Annotated in this window: 24 protein-coding genes; 4 read left to right on the forward strand and 20 right to left on the reverse strand. The window is 31.9% G+C overall.

The window, feature by feature from the left end; all coding sequences use genetic code 11:
• Nucleotides 1–202 precede the first annotated feature (202 nt).
• Nucleotides 203–1,120, forward strand: coding sequence for a class I SAM-dependent methyltransferase (locus tag NYE61_RS09155; protein WP_303447808.1), 918 nt, complete (start codon nt 203–205; stop codon nt 1,118–1,120).
• A gap of 215 nt (nt 1,121–1,335) precedes the next feature.
• On the opposite strand, the gene NYE61_RS09160 is transcribed toward NYE61_RS09155, so the two are convergent.
• The 16 genes from NYE61_RS09160 to NYE61_RS09235 all read right to left on the reverse strand — a co-directional run bounded on the left by NYE61_RS09160 (nt 1,336) and on the right by NYE61_RS09235 (nt 14,629).
• Nucleotides 1,336–1,737, reverse strand: a complete 402-nt coding sequence (locus NYE61_RS09160) for a hypothetical protein (RefSeq protein WP_303447809.1) — start codon at nt 1,735–1,737, stop codon at nt 1,336–1,338.
• 63 nt (nt 1,738–1,800) lie between these two features.
• A complete protein-coding gene (locus NYE61_RS09165; RefSeq protein ID WP_303447810.1) occupies nt 1,801–2,292 on the reverse strand; it encodes a hypothetical protein in 492 nt (163 codons plus the stop codon).
• 4 nt (nt 2,293–2,296) lie between these two features.
• Nucleotides 2,297–3,373: a lysozyme family protein gene (locus NYE61_RS09170; protein ID WP_303447812.1), complete on the reverse strand. Its 1,077-nt coding sequence runs from the start codon at nt 3,371–3,373 to the stop codon at nt 2,297–2,299.
• A gap of 37 nt (nt 3,374–3,410) precedes the next feature.
• A complete protein-coding gene (locus NYE61_RS09175) occupies nt 3,411–5,555 on the reverse strand; it encodes a hypothetical protein (RefSeq protein WP_303447813.1) in 2,145 nt (714 codons plus the stop codon).
• 10 nt (nt 5,556–5,565) lie between these two features.
• Nucleotides 5,566–5,781 (reverse strand): hypothetical protein, encoded by a 216-nt coding sequence (locus NYE61_RS09180; protein ID WP_303447814.1) that lies wholly within the window; start codon nt 5,779–5,781, stop codon nt 5,566–5,568.
• Between the two features lie 68 nt (nt 5,782–5,849).
• Complete coding sequence (locus NYE61_RS09185; protein ID WP_303447815.1) at nt 5,850–6,110, reverse strand: hypothetical protein; 261 nt, start codon at nt 6,108–6,110, stop codon at nt 5,850–5,852.
• Nucleotides 6,111–6,177: 67 nt separating this feature from the next.
• A complete protein-coding gene (locus NYE61_RS09190; protein WP_336623546.1) occupies nt 6,178–8,580 on the reverse strand; it encodes an ATP-binding protein in 2,403 nt (800 codons plus the stop codon).
• 10 nt (nt 8,581–8,590) lie between these two features.
• On the reverse strand, nt 8,591–9,094 hold the full coding sequence (locus tag NYE61_RS09195) for a conjugal transfer protein (protein WP_303447819.1): 504 nt from the start codon (nt 9,092–9,094) through the stop codon (nt 8,591–8,593).
• 13 nt (nt 9,095–9,107) lie between these two features.
• A complete protein-coding gene (locus NYE61_RS09200) occupies nt 9,108–9,359 on the reverse strand; it encodes a TcpD family membrane protein (RefSeq protein WP_303447820.1) in 252 nt (83 codons plus the stop codon).
• Nucleotides 9,360–9,376: 17 nt separating this feature from the next.
• Complete coding sequence (locus tag NYE61_RS09205; protein WP_339317347.1) at nt 9,377–10,411, reverse strand: conjugal transfer protein; 1,035 nt, start codon at nt 10,409–10,411, stop codon at nt 9,377–9,379.
• 2 nt (nt 10,412–10,413) lie between these two features.
• Complete coding sequence (locus NYE61_RS09210) at nt 10,414–10,713, reverse strand: hypothetical protein (protein WP_303447822.1); 300 nt, start codon at nt 10,711–10,713, stop codon at nt 10,414–10,416.
• Nucleotides 10,714–10,723: 10 nt separating this feature from the next.
• Nucleotides 10,724–11,005, reverse strand: a complete 282-nt coding sequence (locus NYE61_RS09215; RefSeq protein WP_303447823.1) for a hypothetical protein — start codon at nt 11,003–11,005, stop codon at nt 10,724–10,726.
• 25 nt (nt 11,006–11,030) lie between these two features.
• Entirely contained in the window at nt 11,031–12,074 is a 1,044-nt protein-coding gene (locus tag NYE61_RS09220; RefSeq protein ID WP_303447824.1) for a replication initiation factor domain-containing protein, read from the reverse strand.
• 42 nt (nt 12,075–12,116) lie between these two features.
• Nucleotides 12,117–13,472 (reverse strand): FtsK/SpoIIIE domain-containing protein, encoded by a 1,356-nt coding sequence (locus tag NYE61_RS09225; protein ID WP_303447825.1) that lies wholly within the window; start codon nt 13,470–13,472, stop codon nt 12,117–12,119.
• Between the two features lie 158 nt (nt 13,473–13,630).
• Nucleotides 13,631–14,017: a DUF961 family protein gene (locus NYE61_RS09230; protein ID WP_303447826.1), complete on the reverse strand. Its 387-nt coding sequence runs from the start codon at nt 14,015–14,017 to the stop codon at nt 13,631–13,633.
• 405 nt (nt 14,018–14,422) lie between these two features.
• Nucleotides 14,423–14,629, reverse strand: coding sequence for a helix-turn-helix transcriptional regulator (locus tag NYE61_RS09235; protein WP_303447827.1), 207 nt, complete (start codon nt 14,627–14,629; stop codon nt 14,423–14,425).
• A 162-nt stretch (nt 14,630–14,791) separates the two neighbouring features.
• Between NYE61_RS09235 and NYE61_RS09240 the strand changes: the two genes are divergently transcribed.
• Entirely contained in the window at nt 14,792–15,136 is a 345-nt protein-coding gene (locus NYE61_RS09240) for a helix-turn-helix transcriptional regulator (protein ID WP_303447828.1), read from the forward strand.
• A 68-nt stretch (nt 15,137–15,204) separates the two neighbouring features.
• On the forward strand, nt 15,205–15,681 hold the full coding sequence (locus tag NYE61_RS09245) for an ImmA/IrrE family metallo-endopeptidase (protein ID WP_303447829.1): 477 nt from the start codon (nt 15,205–15,207) through the stop codon (nt 15,679–15,681).
• 412 nt (nt 15,682–16,093) lie between these two features.
• Here NYE61_RS09245 and NYE61_RS09250 read toward each other — a convergent pair whose 3' ends face one another.
• On the reverse strand, nt 16,094–16,297 hold the full coding sequence (locus NYE61_RS09250) for a hypothetical protein (RefSeq protein WP_078989028.1): 204 nt from the start codon (nt 16,295–16,297) through the stop codon (nt 16,094–16,096).
• 562 nt (nt 16,298–16,859) lie between these two features.
• On the opposite strand from NYE61_RS09250, the gene NYE61_RS09255 reads away from it, so the two are divergent.
• Nucleotides 16,860–17,900 carry a hypothetical protein gene (locus NYE61_RS09255; protein ID WP_303447831.1) on the forward strand — a complete coding sequence of 347 codons (1,041 nt, stop codon included), beginning with the start codon at nt 16,860–16,862 and terminating at the stop codon, nt 17,898–17,900.
• Nucleotides 17,901–18,179: 279 nt separating this feature from the next.
• On the opposite strand, the gene NYE61_RS09260 is transcribed toward NYE61_RS09255, so the two are convergent.
• The 3 genes from NYE61_RS09260 to NYE61_RS09270 are packed head-to-tail and all read right to left on the reverse strand — an operon-like array spanning nt 18,180 to nt 19,869.
• Nucleotides 18,180–18,638, reverse strand: a complete 459-nt coding sequence (locus NYE61_RS09260) for a DUF4652 domain-containing protein (RefSeq protein ID WP_339317352.1) — start codon at nt 18,636–18,638, stop codon at nt 18,180–18,182.
• Nucleotides 18,639–18,698: 60 nt separating this feature from the next.
• Nucleotides 18,699–19,235 (reverse strand): hypothetical protein, encoded by a 537-nt coding sequence (locus NYE61_RS09265; RefSeq protein ID WP_303447833.1) that lies wholly within the window; start codon nt 19,233–19,235, stop codon nt 18,699–18,701.
• Entirely contained in the window at nt 19,201–19,869 is a 669-nt protein-coding gene (locus NYE61_RS09270) for a hypothetical protein (protein ID WP_303447834.1), read from the reverse strand. Before NYE61_RS09270 ends, NYE61_RS09265 begins: the two co-directional genes overlap by 35 nt.
• Nucleotides 19,870–20,549: the final 680 nt, after the last annotated feature.

Genomic DNA, 20,549 nt, shown 5'->3' on the forward strand with positions numbered 1-20,549 from the left:
CGCGCCCGATTTGCTGCACTATTTGATTTGATTCTCCATTTTAACGCAGTTATTATAGCTCAAATAAAACCATCCCTAAATAAGCATTTAAATTGACAAAAAAATTAATTTATGCTATAATTTACAGCTAAATTTTATTTGTGTATAATTAGATTCTCCTGGCCGGGGGAATCTTATTTTTGTTTTATGGGAGGATTAATGTATGGAGAAAAATGAATCAAGTTTAACTTCCTTAATATCAGCTTTTGGTCGAGCATACCACAGTAAACATGATACACCAAAAATTTTTGATGATTTTATTGCAAAAGATTTAATTACCAAAAAGGAATTTAGTGATATCCGTGCAAACATGATTAAAGGAATTCAATTCTTTAATAATGAAATTGCTAAGAAGTTTCAAGATCATCCTGATAAAATTTTAAAATGGATTACACAAGTCCAACTTTCTCCAACTCCTTTAGCACGTGCTGCCTATTGTGAAAATGTATTGTTTCATGAAATAGTACTAGGCGCTGAACAGTATGTCATTCTGGGGGCCGGATTAGATACCTTTTGTCTCCGAAACCAAGAATTAAACAACGACTTAGAAATATTTGAAGTCGATTATCCGTCCACACAAGATTTTAAAAAGAAAAGGTTAGCAGATGCTAATTATCAAATTCCTGAGAATCTTCACTTTGTCTCTATGGATTTCACCAAAGATTTTATTATGCAAAATCTTATCGAAGAAGGTTTTATGCCTCACAAAAAGACTTTCTTTAGTCTTTTAGGTGTTTCATATTATTTAACAAAAGAAGAAAATAGCAATTTAATTAATGAGTTATTTACAAAAGTTCCATCAGGAAGTTCCATCGTTTTTGATTATGCAGACGACAAACTTTTTGAAGAAAAAGGAATGTCCAATCGAGTTCAAAATATGGTTCAAATGGCTTCAGCAAGTGGTGAGCCAATGAAATCATGTTTTACTTATGAAGAAATGGAAAAAATGTTGGAAAACGCAGGTCTACTCATTTATGAACATTTATCACCAGTTGCTATTAATAATCAGTTCTTTGATGATCGTTCAGATTATTTGTCTGCATTTGAAACGATTCATTACATCCATGCTGTGAAAAAATAATTTTTGGTTAATAGCTAACCCACCTCTCAATCTCCCTTAAGATTGGGAGGTTTTACTTACTTATAAGTTATTCGGCAATCAGGCCCATTAGCTGAAGTTTTATTGTTATTGCTGTAATTACTTCTCCCCATTGTTACTTGAGTGTATTTTCTCCCATAGTGGATAAACAAAAGCACCGAATAATAATGCTGATATTAAGCAGTCAAGCGTTTCTCCTACTCCTTTATAACTTCTCTTTGTTTCTCAATATAATCGGGATCTTTTTCTTCTAAAGAATCAAAATCTACTTTAGGACTACTATTTACCCTTGAAAGTCCATCATCACTTAATTCATAATATTGCGTTCGTGTAGAATCTTCATTTTGGTCATAAACAACTATTTTTATATATTTTCCATCATCCCAAATTGTTATATCAGAATTACTTCTTAAATCGTCTCCATAATCTATATTATAAAATTCATAATCCGAATCACCAAATTCAGGCATATCCGATTCAAATTCTTCAATAGTTAGATTAACTAATTCTTCATAGGTCAATTCATCATCTTTTCCATCTACAGTTCCACATGCTACAAACACTGTTAATAAAGTCATCAACAAACTCACTTTTAACATGTGTTTATACAATAAAATCACCGCCATTAAAATTATAATTAGTTAACCTATGATAACATAGAACTAATATTGGAAAAAGTCAAAATCTACAATACGCCATTCCCCGTCCATATTTTCTAAGTCCAATTCGATAAATGAGTTTACCAAACTTTCTTTATTATCTACTTCAATTTGATTGATAAAAACGCCTAGCACCTTTTGCTTACCTCTTACCGATTTACCTAAATATACACCTAAGTTACTTACATTCGAGTTTATTTCACTTATATACTCATCATATTTCTCATTGGAATCAAAATTTAACTCCTTTAAAATATCTTTAGATACATACATTTCAACACTTTTTTCTATTGGTTTTCCTTGATAATCAAAGTAAGCTAAAATAAATTTTTCTGCTACTTCAACAGCCTCAAAGTGAATAATTTCCTCTGATGATTCTATTTGAGCTATTTTATTTTCCGTTTGTTTTAACTCATTTCTATAATTTTCATTTTTAATAAATAAATATCCAATGAGCAAAACAACAACTGCAAGCAGCAACCAATATCTTTTCATTTAATCATTCCAGTCCTAAAGATTTTCTAGGGTCTACCTTTTCAGAATGTGGTTGACCTAATTTGGTTAAATGCTCTAAATGCAGATGATTCCCTGTACTGCTTCCTGTTGTACCGCATTTTCCTAATGACTGACCTTGTGACACTTTATCACCATGTGAAACAGATAATGATGTCATATGTGCATATCGACTAAATTCACCTTCTCCATGTTTTACTGTCACGTAATTTCCATAACCAACATTACTATGAATCGCTTCTACCACATCACCATTAGCTACAGCTAATATGTCATCTTGAGGTGTACAGCCGAAATCCAATCCGCCATGAAAGCTATTAATCTCCCCTGTAATTGGATGAGTTCTCTGTCCAAATTCACTAGTTACCCTTATTTCCCTTAATGGAAAAGTCCAGTAACCATTAGAGACAGCGATACTCTCACCTTGTTCCAAATAACGCATAACATTTTGGACATAATTAGGGTCACCATACCTTGACCACCCCATTTTTCGAGCCATATAATTACTAAAATCTAAAGCTAATTCTATTGAATACTTACCGTTATTATGTTCTTTTGCATAGTTTATAAAACCATCCCCCATATTGTAAGCCTGCAATGCTAATTCCACATCACCACTAGCCTTTTCTAACACGTTGGAAAAGTATTTTACACCTTGATCAATCGACTTTTCGGGGTCTGTTAAGGTATTACGTGCCAATCCAAGAGATTCAGAGGACTGCATAACATCTAAATACCTTCCTCCCGATTCTTGCATTGCCATTGCCATCAGAACCTCTGTATGTTCTTCAACACCATATTCTTTTGCATACTTTTTAAAGTAGTTTTCGTATCTTGTCACTTCGGGGGCAACTCCACTAATAATATACATATCTGTAGTTTCTTGATTTTCTTCTTGCATTAAATGTTCTCCTATCATGTCATCACTTGTACTAGTCATAATTACAAAAAGAATAACCATACCAAATAACAAAAAGACGACCAATAAAAAGATAGCTATATAGATTTTAATTTTCCATTTGACCAATTTTACAGCAGGTATTTTTTCTAATTTCAAATTCATACTTTACCTCCATAAAAGTAAAAAAGAGAAATGTCCTCTATGACATTCCTCTATCCATATCCCTTTCCTTTTTTCTTTCTTCTATAGAAGAAAGATTTTTATTTCGTTTCACATCTTTCTTATTAAAGCTTTCCATTGTTGCTTTATTGAAGTTTAAATTCTGCTTATCACGAGTTGGCTTTAATTTCTCTTTTGGGTCAATATCCTTTCCATTTCCAACGTTATACGAACCATAAAGAAGCATTTCATTTCTTTCCTCTTTACGTGCACCATTCAAATTAAAATTTCGACCATTTCTAGACAATTCACCTTGCCTAATTCGTTCTGTTGATTCTTTATTTACCTTTAAATTTTTTATACGACCATTTTTTCCGGTTGGCTTAAGTGACATATACTCTTTGTTTCTATCTTTTCCTCCCTCTAGCTTATTTTCAGTAGCCACCTTTTTATCTAGACTTTGTTTTCTACGTTTTATTGGATTATCAGCATTTTTTAAGGGAACAACTCGTTTAGATTCCTTATCATTCTCTTCTTTACTTGTTTGTGGAGTACGTGGAACATTTATCCTTTCACCATTCAAAGAACTATTCCGTTCTTCCTTCATACTGGTTCGATTCTTTGGATTTTTCTCTGGTTCATCACCTTCACCATTATGCATTGGTGATTGTCGTTTTCTACTACGTCTTTTATTTATTCTTTCTCGTGCGTCATTGAATTGCTTACTATAATATTGATTCATATTTGGCATGATATTTTTATCTATCGATTGAACACGCCCTGCTGTCACAAAAAGAATAATGGAATTTCTTTTCACAATGATAAAGAAGAACAACAAAATTAATAGAAACACATGTAAGAGATACAATCCTGTATCTTCTGGCGGTACTAACCTATACATAGTATACGTCAAAAAATAGGAAACGAATATAAATATCCCTAACAACGCCTTAATTAAAAAAGTCGTTACTAGCTTTCCTAGTGTATTAAAACCACTCATTACAAAATGAGGAATAAAGCTAATGATAAACGCAAAAGGCAACACTAAAGCAATCAATATCGCTAACAATTGCAATGCAAAGTTCAATAAACCTAATAATAGAAATGGAATGGACAATCCAATAACTATAATAAACGTCAAAAAGACTAGACCTGATTGTTTAAATGCTCCCCCCGAAGCCATGGCTGAATTATTATTTTTATTCACTTCTATATAAGAGTGGCTGATGCGGTAACCCGAACCTGCCGAATTTAACTTAAAGGCTAACATTCTATCCACACGATTATATTGATCGAAACCGAAACCTAAATCCTTAACTTTATCATTATTATTAATATCTTTTTGCTCTGTTGTACCATAATTGATTAAGAGATACGGTCGTTTTAGCGCTAAATCAAAATAGACATTACGCATGACAGACAAAGCACCATTTAATTTGTCATTTTCATCAATATTATTGATACCAGCATATACACCTTCTCTATCATTTTCGAATATCTCTAATAAATCGTTACCAGCATCTACTAAATAACCTTGCGTCTCATTTGATATTGCATTCATTGACTTTATTAAAAAACTAGCATTTGCCATCCAATACCCAGCAACAACCAATACAATAATGAATAAGAGGAATTTTCTTATAGATTCTTTTGCATTGCCTTTTGCAAAAAATAAAAAGACAAGGTAACCACACAAAAATGCAAACAACAATTCAGCAAAGTAATCTTTTAAGGTCTTATAAATATCATCTGAAATACTTTGCAAGTCACCTGCAAAATCATCTAATATCTGTAATGAGAATAACTTTTCTAAACTAGTATCTGTCACCATAACCATGTGCTGAATGATACCCATAAAAAAGTTATTGATTCCATACAAATTAAAGCCGAATATCCCATTCGTATCTTCATTATTGACCATATACCGCTCAACAGGGTATTTTTTTATTTCTAACTCTACTCCGCCTTCTTTAATATCATCACCGCTTTTTGCGTCATCCATATATTCATGTGCTTCATATTTAATATCAAACATATCCCCAAATAGATCAATCAACCATTTCCCTACCGGATTTTCTATATCTATCAAATCAGAAATATTGTCACCTGTATCTGCTTCATCATCAGCAAAAACAGTTGTTGCTGATAAAAAGATACACAAAATTAAACTACCAAAAACAGCCATAAATAATTTTCTACTTTTCAACATTTCCATGTTCCTTTAAAAAAGCCAGTATGGTTTCACATGCATTTATTACACCGTTACAATAGGATATATACTCAACATCCAAATCCTTTCGAACCCCTTCTTCTTCATGTTTCCTTACTAAATCCCTTTCTAAATGACATGTAAACTCATGATGATCTTTAATCCCATTTAATAAATTTGTTAGAATATCGAAACTAATCATTTACATCACCAACCTTCTTAAAAAGATTAAAAAGTGACTACCAGCTGATAGACACTCTTTTATAGGCATTACACCTCAAAGCAAAAACAATAATATAGCTTTTTTTCTTCCTCTCCATCTTCGTCTAGTTCCACGTTGAAAATAAACTTATAACTTTCATCCTCTTTAGCATGCGAAACAATTTCAATTGTTCCTAGTTCCCCTTCTCTCATGTCATTCGCGGTCTGAATCGCTTGTATACGGATTTCCTCGTTATTACGAAACATTTCTAATTCGACCAATTCTTCCTCAAATCTAATCCAATTTTCAACATCTACTACATAAGTCATTCATAGACACTCCCTCTCTTTTTTTATATTAAAAAAATGGCTACCAATTTTTGATAGCCATTTCTTTTTATAAATATTTTTCTTCTGCATATGCAACCGCAGATTTATTCACCGTTTCTAATGCCCCTTCCCATTCTTCAAAGAGACACTCCACAGTTATTTTAGAGGTTCTACCGAACACATCTTTCATTAAACACTGCCCTTGCAACATGTTATCCAACATTTCTATATTTTCTTCACTTGGTTCCATATTCATCCACTTTAATATATCGGGTCGTTCGTTTTCTTCATCAAAAGCAAAAGCTACTCCGAAATTCCCAGTTTCATTTTCCTTCTCTCGTAAAGCATCTTTCGTACTTTGAGAAATGAAATACAACGCATTGTTATAACTTCTCCCAACGCGTTTCATACTCTTTTCAACTTTTTTCCCTTGACGTGAAGAAACAATAACCCATGCTTCATCAATAAATTCCGCTGTTTTTTCATCTTTATCCTGTTTTCCAAACAGTTCACAATACTTCCCTAAAGCTAACATAATCGCATTTGATTTCATTTGACTATTCGTATACGTGTATACACTTGCTGTTGCTTCTGGCAAATCAATATTTTCAATCTCAATAATACTTATACGGTCATTCAAAGAAAGCGCAGCATTCGAACCGTCATGAATGCACAATTTCAAAATACTATCAGAAACAACCTCATATAAAAAATCACCTGCTTTTGCTACAGATGATTCTTTACTGTCTTTCATAATATCGATAATATGCATAGAACCAACTTGTTCCCCTTTTTGTTTCCTCTCTAGCACTTCTGAAATGGCTCTTAAAAAAGCTGTGTGAATTTCATCTTTCCCTTTAAAATCATAGACTTCTGAAAAGATATCTTGAATCAATTCCTTTGCTTGGTGAGAGGGAAGAAATGCAACAGGGTCTAATGCTCCCCAGTTTTCCTTCTCTTCAAAGTCCAATGTGATAAACTTAAACTTTTCCAAATGCTCTACGAACATAGGAAAATCACGCTTAATAATATTATCGTTTATGATTTTATCTATCCATTTTCTAAACTCTTTTTTTGGATCAATATATAATGCTTTTATATATAGCAGTGTTACATAGATAAATAATAACTTTGCAAGATACGATTTCCCACCACCAGTATCGCCAGTGATTAATACATGTGGTGAACGATATTTGCTCCCTTTTATATTTTGATTCGCTAACATAGGATGAAAGAAAACAGGGTCACGACTTGCCATTTTTGCACTTTCCAAATCCTTATGCTTATTAAACCTATCTACCCATCCAATAAAAAAGCCTATTTTTGAACCAATATCGGAATTTACACCAAATAAACTTTCTCCTAATCCATTTTGTGTGGTTGGTTGCAACCAATTTCTATCTGTTGCTTCCAATTTTTCACCCGGTAGCATTCGATAAAACAAACTTAATTGGTCGGCAGTCGGAATACGACAGATAATATTCAACTGTTTAAAATATCGTACTACTTGTTTAGCACGTGTTAAACATTCTTTTTTATCTCTTCCAGTAACCGCAATCGTTGCAAGCCAGTTCATCATAGAAACATCATGACTCTTTATCTTGTCTTGTAAGTCTCTAATCAAATAATGACTATCTACTACAGATGAATCAATTGAATCTCCTGTCATTGCCTGTTCATTCGCTGATTCTTTTAATTCCTTCCCTTTTAAATTTAACTTTAATTTCGTTTTACTTCTTCCTTCGGCTTGAATTTTATAATCTATTCCTACTTCAAACGGCAAGGATTGTGCTTCATAAAAAATATCACTTTCAGCCATATTATCGGGAAATTCATCAATCACAACAAAAGATAAATAACCTTCATCCTGTTCACTACTCAACTTCAAGCATGATGATTCTCCTGGATCAACAATAGTGTTTGTGATTGCTTTGAAATTTCCATTTTCCATCTCTTCTGCTACATCATGATTCAGACCTCGTATAAAATCGTATCGGTTAACGTAGATCAATTCTTGTTCATCTAAACGTGAACCATTGACTCCTGCCACCACTTTATAAACCGTATCTTCCATTTCCTCAAATTGTTCAAAAAAGGAGGCAGGAACATTTTGTTCCCACCCAATCAAATTAACAAACGCATCTGTCACATTGGAAAAAATAGAGAAAGCATTCTCTTTCAGACCTTCATCTAGCTTTACAAATGCATTTTTCAATTTAATCCCTACAATAAAATCATTCTTTGTCATATTCCCCAGTCGAGAAGTCAGGATATTTTCCGTTTCTCCCAAATAATATAATCCAACATCCTCACTATCTTTGGATAAATCTAAACTTAAGTCATTAAAACGTTCCCTTAAACGAAATTCCTGAGGATACATCTTTAAATGGAAATCCTCATATTCTGATACTTCCTCAAAGAACATTCTCCATTTACGCTTATAGTTTTCCACCACCTTCTTATTTTGTATCGGAATAGATTCACTCTTTATCCGATAATATGCCAACACGTCTCCCATTCTCGTTAAGAGCATATTGTTTCTTATTGTTTTTATTGCTGGTTTCAGTTTTACCATTCTTTTTCTCCACCACCCACACACATTGCTTAAATGTTATTTTTCTATCATTCATCCAAACTACTTCCTCCCCATTGCAAAACTTTCTTCTCGGTATTTTTATTGCTACCAGATATTTAACATAATCGTACATATACACATAGATATTTTTGCCTTCGGGTTTGATTTTTGTAACAAACCACGTTAGTAATAATGGAATACCTATTAGAAAAACAAACCATGTATCAGAAAACGCATAAGGGTATACCCTTCGTATCATCCAGCCTATTAAAAAAGTTACCCCAAGAAATAGTAAGAAATTTATAGCTGGTATTAATTCAATCGTAAAAGGTAAATAATAATTATCTGTTAATTGCCTTATTTTTTTCGGTTCTCTTAATGCTCTACGATAATTGAAAACCTCTCTCATATATATCCCTCTTTTAAAGCGTATTAATAAAGGCTTCTATCCATCCACTAACCGTGTTCCAGTTACGAACAATGAAGTAAACTGCTCCACCTACTACGCAAGAAATAATAATAGCCCCAACTTTAAATTTCGCTAAATGCTTTGTTACAAGAAAGATCACAATTAATAGAATAGCTTGTTGTATCACTTCTAAGCCCCAATTCTCTATTCCATCCAACGTAGGTAAATTTGCACCGGCTAAGAACATTGCATTCATAAATTCCATTCTTTATTTCCTCCTAATCAAATATAGTTAAATTCCTCCACGTAAAAGTTATTTCCATTTTTTGAAATAGTCATTTCCACTTGATTGACTTGTTGAATATTGGTCAGTTCGTCTCTAAATATCACCTCCAAGGAAACCTTATAATTTCCACCATCTATATAAACCATCAGATCGCTTATTTCCTCAAACAAAAAAGAACCGTTTAACGTTTGCGGTTCTTCCATCAGATACGCCATTTCTTCTATAGATTCAGTAGAATACTTTTCAAAAAAAGTGTTCATGAATACGGCAATATTTTCTTTTTCATTTCCGTTATATTCATCTAATCCAATTGTTTCTTTTTCATATTCAATATTTCCCGCCAATGAAGGAACTTTTGTAAAGTATGGTATTGCAGAAACACTAAATAACCCATTTTCATAGATAATCGGAATATTTAATAACAATGTATTCTCTTTTTCCTCTGTTTCCGTTTCTATTTCAACCTCCTTCTTCTTTCCTTTTTTAACCTCTTTTTCTACTTCTCGTTCCACTTGATTTTTGAACGTTACCTTGTACTGATAAAGACTCACATCACCTTTATCCTCTATATTAAAAAGATTAAAAGTTTCTAAAGTTCTTGTACCACTCACTCCATCCAAGTTATACAAAGGATTTCTATCATCGTTAAATGCCTCATTAAAAACCATGTATTCTTTTATATTCTTGGCTCTTTCATCTAACGCTGCACTCTCATTTGGAACATTTATATACTCTCGGACAAAAGATGATAAAAATTCATTTGCCGAGGCATGGGGTATTTCCTCTTTCACTTCCTCGTTTTCTCTTGCTTCTATCGATTGATTTGATTCATTCAATGTGGAACGTGTATTTATTGATAATAAAATGGACACTGTAGCAATAAACAACATACCAATTATTAATAACCAAACAAAAAAAGCAGTGCGCTTTGAATTATCTTTGCGTACACTGCTTCGTTCTTTGTCTGGCTTTTTTATTTGCCTAAACTTTCCCTTAAATCTATTCTTCATGGAATCATTTTTTTCAGCCATAATTATCCCCTTTCTATATAACTTAAAAAAGATGTTACTTTTCGTAACACCTCCATTGGTGAAGCATCTTCAACAAACACCTTTTCATTTATTTTCTGACCATCTTTAATATATGTTGCCTTATAAAAAGTATAGCGATAAGTTGAATAGCCTTTTTTCTGAAATCCTTCAATAATTAAAGATGTATGTTTCGTTAAATCTTTTACATAGACCTGTTGGAGTTTTGTAAATCTTCCCTCCCTCAACTCCGGAACACCGACAATAAAACCGAGGCTTTTAAAACGTTCAGTAAGACTAAACATCTACTAATATTCACTCCTCTTTTTTAGGCACTAAACTACAATCAAGGTTCAGGTAGTATTTTTTGAGAAGACCACCCAAAAAATCTCCACCTTTTCCCCCTTGATTTCCGTTTTTTTGTCGGTGTTTGAAAGATGCCAAGTCAACTATACTCAAAAGGAAATAAAATAATATTGACTTGCCTTTACCAAGTGTACCGACAAAAACGTTTGAGTTATCGTTTGAAAATAAATGCCTATGCAATAATAAGCTACGTTTAAGTTCGTGGTGTTTGGCCACCACACTGCCAGCCAATATCACTACCTCAAAAGGGGGAAAATCAAACAACCATATCCATAACCTTTGCCATATAAACTTTCATCATATGTTCTTGTTTTGGATTTAGTTCTGTTTCTTCTTCGACATCTTGTAAATCAGTTGTACCCAAAGTGTCCTCAACTATCTTTACCATCTTCATCGTTCTAACACCGTATTTCATAAACCAATTTTTTGATTTCTCATAGAACTTGTCATCTGGCTTTGTGAATAACCTTAATTTTTCTACATCAGAAAGGAATTCTTCCCAAAAAGATGAAGTTACCCAAGATTGACGACTTTCACTATTTCCCCTTTCAACAAATCTCAAATAGTTTTTTATAATACCTTTAGCCACATGCAACAAATTCTCATATTCTAATATCCCTAAAATAGCATTGTGTGCTCTATCATTTTTTAATCTTAATTCATATCTGTTCCAATCTCCGAATTCCTCAACTGGTACATTAAACTTATTAGCTTGCTCATAATTTTTTTGATAAAAACATAAATAAACCTCTGACTGTTTTGAACCAAAATATATCGTTGTACCTCTATAATCGCCATCTTCAATATTCAAAGAACCGTTATAATCACTTTTTCTAAATTGCGATATAGCTTCGCCATGCTTTATTTTTTCCAAAATCATAGGTATTTCAAAGTAGGTTTTTTTATCATCAATCGCAATATCCAATCTTGGAAAACTCCCCTTGTTCTCCAAGCAATCACGGAAGAAATCAAACCACGTTTTCTTCCTAGCCTTCAAAAAGGATTCAAATTGACGGCAACCCTTTCCCGACATTTCTACAAGGATTCCTCTTTCATCTAAACTATGAGAATAGAAAACTTTTATATTATCTAATTGGTAAGTCCCAATATATCCATAAAAGCCACTTTCTTTATGTTCCATATAGTCTTTCTTTAAATGCACAACTTCTTCTAATATTAGATCAACATCATGCGTTTTGAATGAAACCCTTAAATAGTCAATCATTGCTGTTAAAGGGTTTTCATCGTTTTTTATTATCTCTACCCCCCTGTTAGAGTAGGGGGGGTTTTTAGTCGTCATTCGCTTCGCTCACTCCTCCGGGCATTCCACTTGTGACGCTCGCTAATCACTGCCGTTGGCGACTGCCGTCGCCCCGCTCACTCGCCCCTGCGCTATATGCCCTATTTGCTTTATAAAATCATAACCTTTCGGTACTAAGGGTGTATAAAACTCCGATATTACAGAGGTTCCTGTATCAGTATATCCACGCCCTTTAATTGACTTATGCACAAAAGTTTTATCCGTATCACCAAACATCATCCCATATCCCGTTTCACTATTTTTTCCTAAAGCTACTCTAAAATTAAACTGGTCTCTGATGCCATCCGCAAGATATTTCGCGTCTGGTCGCTGCGAAGCTAAAATTATAAAATATCCAGCTTGCCGACCAAGCATAACCAACTGTTTCATATACTCTAACGCCTGCATTTTTTCCTTTTGATCTAACATTTCCATAAATGCCACATATTCATCAAATACAATAAAAACAGGAGATAACCCTACGTAAGCATAGTTTTCTCCTGTTTTATAATTAGGCATTTGTTTCATATCCTCTGAACGTTTTAACATGCCTTCAACCGATTTCCTTAATGTCATCATGATTCCATCCTTTTTGCTAAATACGGTTTTTTCAGGCATTACTGTCTCCAAGTCTGCTAAGTCTGCATTTTTAGGATCTAAAATTTTTAACTCTGCACCAGACTTAAACAATGCATCTATCATTGTTAATATGAAATAAGTTTTCCCTCCACCAGTTCCACCAGAAATAAGCATGTGTGGTAAATTATCAAACTTCCAATTGATATGTTTCATTAATTTTATAGAACCATTTTTTACTACAACATCTTTTATAGTTATTCGATTCTTACGCACATCATAGAGAAATTTAAAACATATAAAGTTTTCTTCTATCTCTCTTTCCACCAAGTCACAAAACAACCCATTTTCCAATTCCTCACCAAGTTCTAGGAATTTTCTCTGAAATCGACTCATATCTAATGCAATTCGTATATAAATATAACCCTTTTTTACCAGATAATAAGCACGTGGATAATAGGTTATCTTTGTTTTTGTAACAACCTTATCAGATAATCCCCATGTTGATTCCGTTTTATAACTCTCCTTTTCTATAAATCTATTAGAAATAAACATTCTCGCTATCTTTTGCCTATGCCAAATACGTTTAAATTGCTCATAAAACAAAAAATAGACTATCGCAACAGCAACAGTCCCAACAATTAAAGCTATTAAAACCCCTTTTCCTATATAACCCCAGTTCCACATGTCAATAGACTTCAATACATCCCATCGAAACCATTGTTTCACTTTAAATAGACCGTCTTTCCAATAAAGGAAAAGAGTCACAAGGAAAACTGAGATAAAAATGGATAGACCAGCCCTCAATACACCATGTTGCATACTAGGTGTTATCCTAATTCCCCTGTATTTCCAAAGACGCTTTTTTATAAATTCGATTTTATCACCTACTCCCTAAAGCTCTGTTCCAGAATAAACGTTTGTTATTAGTTATCCTCAATATAATAGCGTGCTAATTATTCAACTAGCACGCTATCAATCTATTTTTTATCCGCACCTGCACCTACAGGCTCTTTCTTCAATTCATCTTTCTTTGAATTGGCACCCATTTCTATAATATCTTCTGCTTCTACTGTCCAGACGACATTAGCAAAGTTTCCATTTGCTTGAGCTCTCGCTCTGATAACAGGATTTTTTAATTTGACTTGCTTATTAAATTCAATTTCTTTCAAATCTATATTTTCCGGTAACGTAACCTCAATCTGTTCTTTTTGAGTTGCAGAAGAAAGATTATAAATACGAGCTTCTAATATATCAGTACGTTGATTCTTATCACGATCAAAAAACATTCTTTCACGTTTTAGTCCCATAAAAAATAAATCACCAAAAGTTAATTCATCAGGTATAATTCCAGTTCTAAATTCCATTATATAGTCTCTCCTTTAATAGTTTAATATTATTATTTTTTTATTTATATATTTATAATTCTTTTATAAATACTATTATCGAATATTCGCTAGGGTATGCACCCATAACGGCGCTTATCAGTCGCTAACTATTAAAGATCACGGCAACCTAGTAGGTTATCATTATAACCATTAGCACGCTTCTTCTAGCCTGCTACAGCATTTTCAAAAGTGTCTAGCTGTCTACACTTAATACTTACACATGACATTTTTATCAAAATACCCTATAATAAAAGTGTCTAGTTTTTATGATGGCGTATTTGATAAACTTGTCAGATGCGCTTTCTTTCTATATATACTTTTCAAAGAGCAATCACACTTTGTTCAATAAATATTAAGAATTTCCACGCAACTACAGGTTGCAAATTAATCAAAAAAAATAGTCCATTTAATACCAAGAAGTTCACCAATTCTTTTTGCTACATTTACTGAAGGTCTACGTTCTCCTTTTTCAATCATACCATAATACTGCCTAGTGATTCCTAACCCTAAAGAATCAGCAACTTCTTGATGTGTATAACCTAACAATGTCCTTTTTTTAGTTAACAACCTTTGTAGTTCTTGATTATTCATTTATTCACCTCCTTGTAGCAACCTTTAGTTGCTTTACAATTACAATTATACGCAACTTTTAGTTTCTGTCAACCCTTTTAAGCAACTTTTTGTTACTTTTATGGATAGCAACTTTTTGTTGCTATATAATTAATATATAGAATAACGAAAAGAGGATAAGTAATGTTTTCTAAGAGATTAAAAAAACTAAGAGAAAATAAAAAAATGTCTCAACAAGAGGTGGCAGATTATTTAAGTATTACTCGGCAAGGCTATGCAAAATATGAAAAAGCAACTGCTCAACCTGACTTTGATTCATTAAAAAAATTATCCTTATTATTTAAAGTTTCCATTGACTATTTAATTACAGGCAACGAGTACAGTGATTCACCTGACGAAATGTGGAAAGAGTTTTTAAATCCTAAAACTCAGGTATTTTTCAAGGACTTACAAGATGCACCCGAAGAAAAAGTAGAAGAATTAATTCGTTTTTGGGAATTTATTCAAGATCGAGATAAAAAGAAATAGAGCTCTAATATTAGGGCCTTTATTTTTAAACTAAAACAGAACATATATTCTATCGCGGAGGACAAGCCATGAAATATCATTCAACATTACTTGAAGATGCAGTAAAGCATCTGTATGTTAATCTAGGTATTTATTACCCACATCAATTAGATATTTTGGCAATTGCTGAGTACCTTGAAATTAAAGTACATTTTTGGAATGTAACAAGTCGAATTTATAAAAAAGAAATTATAATTGATTCCAGATTATCCCCCGAACAACAATGGGAAGATTTCGGACATGAACTTTGTCATTTATTATTACAATACGGAAATCAAATACTATATATAAATAGCCTTTTCCTAGAATATCAGGAATGGAAAGCGAATAATTTTGCACTTCACTTTTGTGTGCCTACCTTTATGCTACAAAAATATAAAATCGCTACCATTACCGATGGAATACCTTTTATCACAAACAAATTTCAAGTAAGACAGGAAATTGCAGAAAAAAAATTAATTCATTTTAGAAATCAATTAATTAAGTCTAACTCTTTTCTACCATAGTTTAACTAAAGCCCTTCGAGTGGGGACTTTTTATTATTTAGTCTATTTTTCAAAGTAAATTTTTTAATTACAGCCAAGAAATGTACCATCTTTGACATAGTTTTTACTACTTAATGTAAAAAAGTGTACCATTGTGACCGCTTGAAAGATATGACACAGTTTTTGCTTGATAAAATGCAACACTTTTTTCCAGTTAAGGACTTCCCTTTTTTATGGAAGAGTGTGTATGATGGTCTTAACGGTCATGCAACCGCTGTTTGTTTTTGCATAATCGATGCTCAAGAAAAAAATGTATATATACTAATAATTATGCACATTAACGAAGTTGTGCTTGTTGCACTAACGGGGCAGGTTAGTTCAAATTCTGTTTTATATAAATAAAAGACGGTGAAAACGCACCGTCTATAATTAGCTATTTATTTTGTGTTAATTCTTTGTAATAAAGGTAATCGACTTTATGCTTGGTAGCCATTAACTGTGAAGCCAAAACCGCCGTATAAACAGTGGTTAGTACAATTGCTCCAACACCAAGACCTGAAAGGTTTATCTTATTAGATGTACTCATTCCATTATTGCTTGTGTTCATTCCATTATTACTTGTAGGTGCTTCTTCCATTTTATTAACCCCCTCATTTGTTATAGGGGTATTATTTGTAACTGCATTTAAACTTATACTCAAAAAATAACAGGCAGGTTCTAAAAACTTTAAACTTGTGAACAAATGTACTTAAACTAATAGGTGCGTTAGTTCAACAACTCTGATATCTAAGAGGAGCTAAAATATACATTATTTTATTCATAAGAATGTATATTTTGGCTCTTTGTTATTCTCCTTCACCGTATAAAATCAGAACAATGATTAACAGATGTCTTGTTATTAGAGGCTACAATTCACCACAAAAGAGGGAAGATAATTTCCAGTAAAGTGTGTCAGTTATTTTAGCATTAACTGTTCCATTTTACTTGACGGTCACAACCATGAATGACAGACTGTTTAACACTTATACTTCTGGTGTAATCAAAGATAAAAATCATAGTTTTTGGAATCAAAAATGTTATACTCGTTATACAAATTTGTTTGATTTTAATAAGAGCAGTCTTCCGTAAACTGGACATTTTAGAAGCAAGTTTAGGCTAAAACAAATAAAAAGAAATTAACTTTTTTGGGGGATTAATATATGGAAATAAATCCGTTTCTAATAGATGAGGAATCATATCAACTTCAATACCTTCCTGTCTTTAAAGATAGATACAAGGTAAAAATAAGAAATCTTATACAATTTTCTATACTGCTACCTTTTCAAATTCCTTTTCAAGACAATTCTATAATTTCGTTTCCTGAAAACGATTCCATTTTATCATATACTCTAACAAATCATATAAATGAAAAAGAATATACAGGTGGTAGTTTGGTTTCTTCACATGTTATTGAATATCATTTAACAAAAGTTGAGATGTCATTTTTTACAAGTAAAAACTATTACTATTTATCTGAAAAAGTTTTATCTGATATTTTTAATGTATTATTAGATGGACTAAATGATTTTATTACTGCATATTTAATCAAGAAGAAAGATGTTGATATATATAAAGTATCAAAAGAAATGCTTGAGCCTATATGTGTTTATAGAAAGGTGAATATAGAAAATAACAAATTTAACAATAATGAAAATGGTTTATTTATGCTTAACCATAATATAGTACATATGAAGGATCTTCTGGACTTTACCACACAAAGTGAAGTAGCAGATTACGCTATTGTTGTAAAAGATAACATTAATCCGTTTATACTCTCTCAAGAGTTAATGCTAACTGCAAAGAGAAACTTCAAGCAAGGATTTTATAAGGAAGCTGTACTTAATGCTCAAACTAGTATTGAAACTTTTTTGAGAACCATTATAAAGGAATGTTTAAAAATTGAAGGTTTAAATTCAGAGGAAATCAATGAATTTCAAGAAAGCACTAACTTTATTACTATGGTAAAGAGAGATTTTTCTAAAAGAATAGGTGGATCTTGGGATATAACAAACATTAGAAAAGATGTAGGAAGATGGTATAAAGATTGTTATAGTCTAAGAAACAAAATAATACATTCGGGGTATAATGCTTCATTTACTGAGGCAGATAATGCATTAGATGTAGCTTTTAGGCTACGAATGTTTGTCTATAACAGAATTTTAAAATCAAAAAAGTATGAATCAATTTCCATTTATTTATGATCTTAACTGTAGCAGAATCATAATTAAAACAAAAGAAGCAGAGGGAACAATTTAATTTAACACACCCTTTAAATCAAGAAGCGACAGGTACTTTAACTTTATTCGGAATTATATTAATGGGAAAGCCAACTTTCGTTAATAAGAAAGACTGTTCCTGAGCTATATTTGGAATCATCTTAATCTAGAAATAAGACTAATTGTATCTCCTCTGCTTCAGCAATTCTACCTAATGGCGTATTTACAGCAAGTGGTTCTATTCGTCCTTGATCTAGTGTTGGATTAAATTTCAGTAATCTTCATTACATCTAAAAATTCCCGTGTTGAAACAAAATTTTCATCAATATATTCAATACCCTTGATTTGAAGTACATTTTTTTCAGCAAGCAAAATTTGAGTCGCTTGAATTTCTGGTGTATATTTAGTGAGATATTTTGTCTTGTTTTTAATTATATCAAATAGCATTACATTTCCACCTACTGCAACTGTTCCATACCCATAACCCATAATGATAGCTAATGTACTATTATTAATCCATAATATTTCTTTTGGAATTGACTCACCATCAATTGGATCAATAAGCAATCTTTTTTTACCATTTTTTAAATTAAATAAGTAAAGTTTACTTATAGTCTCCCATTCATCAGGTGAAATATAAGCAATTTTATCATTGCTTGGTGATAAAATTGGTTTTGATGGAAAATTATTCTCTATTACCTTTACCTCTTTCTCATCTTCCATGAAATAAATAGTTTTATTTTTTTCATCATATTCATACCACATAATTATTCACTCTCCATATCAACTTTTAAAATACTGTTCTTCAATTATCCACTTCAATAGCTTGTAATATATGTAGATCGAAAGGTTTTCCTTTGCATTCTTATTTCCAGTTGTATACTGTTTTACTAAACCTAAAAGCTTGTTATTTTTTTGAGGAGACAAATAATATTTATTCATAATTTGTGCACATAAATGTATATTGAATTCATCAATTAATAATTTTTTTGCTAATGTTTTAAAGTCACTACTAGGGTAAAATTTTTTTGCAGTACTGATTTTGATTTGAGCAATTCCAATACTTAGGTCAAGGTTAATTGCACTTCGGGTAAATAAAGAAACGAAAACCCTTTCAGTGTTTCTTGTTATCCAGCTACCACGATTTAGATATTCAAGTAGTAATATTCCATATAGTTCATTCCTGTCCAAGTAATAAGTACTTGCGTACTTATCAATTATGTCTATTCTTCTATCAATATATTTTTTATTTAATATAGCTTTATGCTTAAAATAAGTTATTTTTTTATCTAGCCTCGTTTGTATCCACTGTTTCGTCAATTTCAGGCTCCTCAGTAGCAGCGCTTTCTATATGGTAACTATCTGTACCATAATCTTGGTCATATTCTTGTGAGAGAATATTCTGGGGAAAAGTAACTTTTCTAGTTAGTTTTTTGCTCATATAGGTAATTAAATTCCTTAATAAAACTATAAGTAAAGCCCAAATTAAAGAATCACCAATTAAATTTACTAATCTCTCGTAGTGAAAATCTTGTAAGTAAATATTTACAGCTTCATTCAGTAGATTAAAAAGAACAATAGAAAGCTTTGCTGTTACATATGTAATCACAACTAGTAATACTAGTAAAGTACGAAGTACCAGTTTTTGTTCTAACAATTCCTCAATAATATTTTCATCACTTAAAAAGACCGGCCAAACTATTAAGAAGCTTCCTAAAGTCATACCAAGTATAATTATTTTAGGCAACACAAAAAAGTTCAAAATAATACCGAAGATAAGTATAATAAAAAATCGAACTAGAACGGATTTCAAAGAGGGTGCCTGATCAATATCAGAGAGAATGTCACTAGTTGCCCAGTAACTTTCATTAAATAGTTCCCTGTGTAATTTAAAAATAAAAATAAAGACAACAGCAATTACAAAAGAAAGAAATAACTCTTCTAATGAATACATTAACATCACCGCATTCTAATAAAATGAAACATATTAAGTTTGTTATATTAAAAAATTACCTATTATTTTATAAGTAATCGTTCATGAATTGTACGTTGAGGTCGTTTTTTCTACTGCTTAGATTCTTGTTATAAGATATCCCTGTTCCTCGTATACTCGCACCTACGGAATCTCCGCGAGAACTACTATTAACTCTTAACCCTTTATCAGCAATTGATGTACTAACTTCCTTCTTCCCTACATTTAACTTTAATTCTGATGCAACTTTAACACTTTTTCAAAATCTAATTCCATTTATATCCTTACACTGGAAAGATTAATATAATTATGCGACATCTCTTATAATAAGTAAATATATTCAGTTCTAAAAACCTATATTAATTATAGCATTTTTATTGTAACTGTAAATTACATATTTAGAATAATTTATTAACTATAATTTAGTTATTATTATCCCAAAAGCAAAACGATACTCCACATTGGAAGTACCGCATTATTTCTTAATTAATATCCTACTATATTTATCTCGATTGTTAACTTTGTAACATCGTTTGGTTGGTGGTGTATTTTCTTGTTGAGTTTCAAGACAATTTTCCCAAATAATATTTAAATTTTATGGAAAGCTAAAACAAAACAATGCAAAGGAGTATGGAAAATATGAAAAAAACAATCCTTTTATT

The organism is Oceanobacillus sp. FSL W7-1304, from assembly GCF_037969805.1.
In the GTDB taxonomy this organism is placed as follows: domain Bacteria; phylum Bacillota; class Bacilli; order Bacillales; family Amphibacillaceae; genus Oceanobacillus; species Oceanobacillus profundus.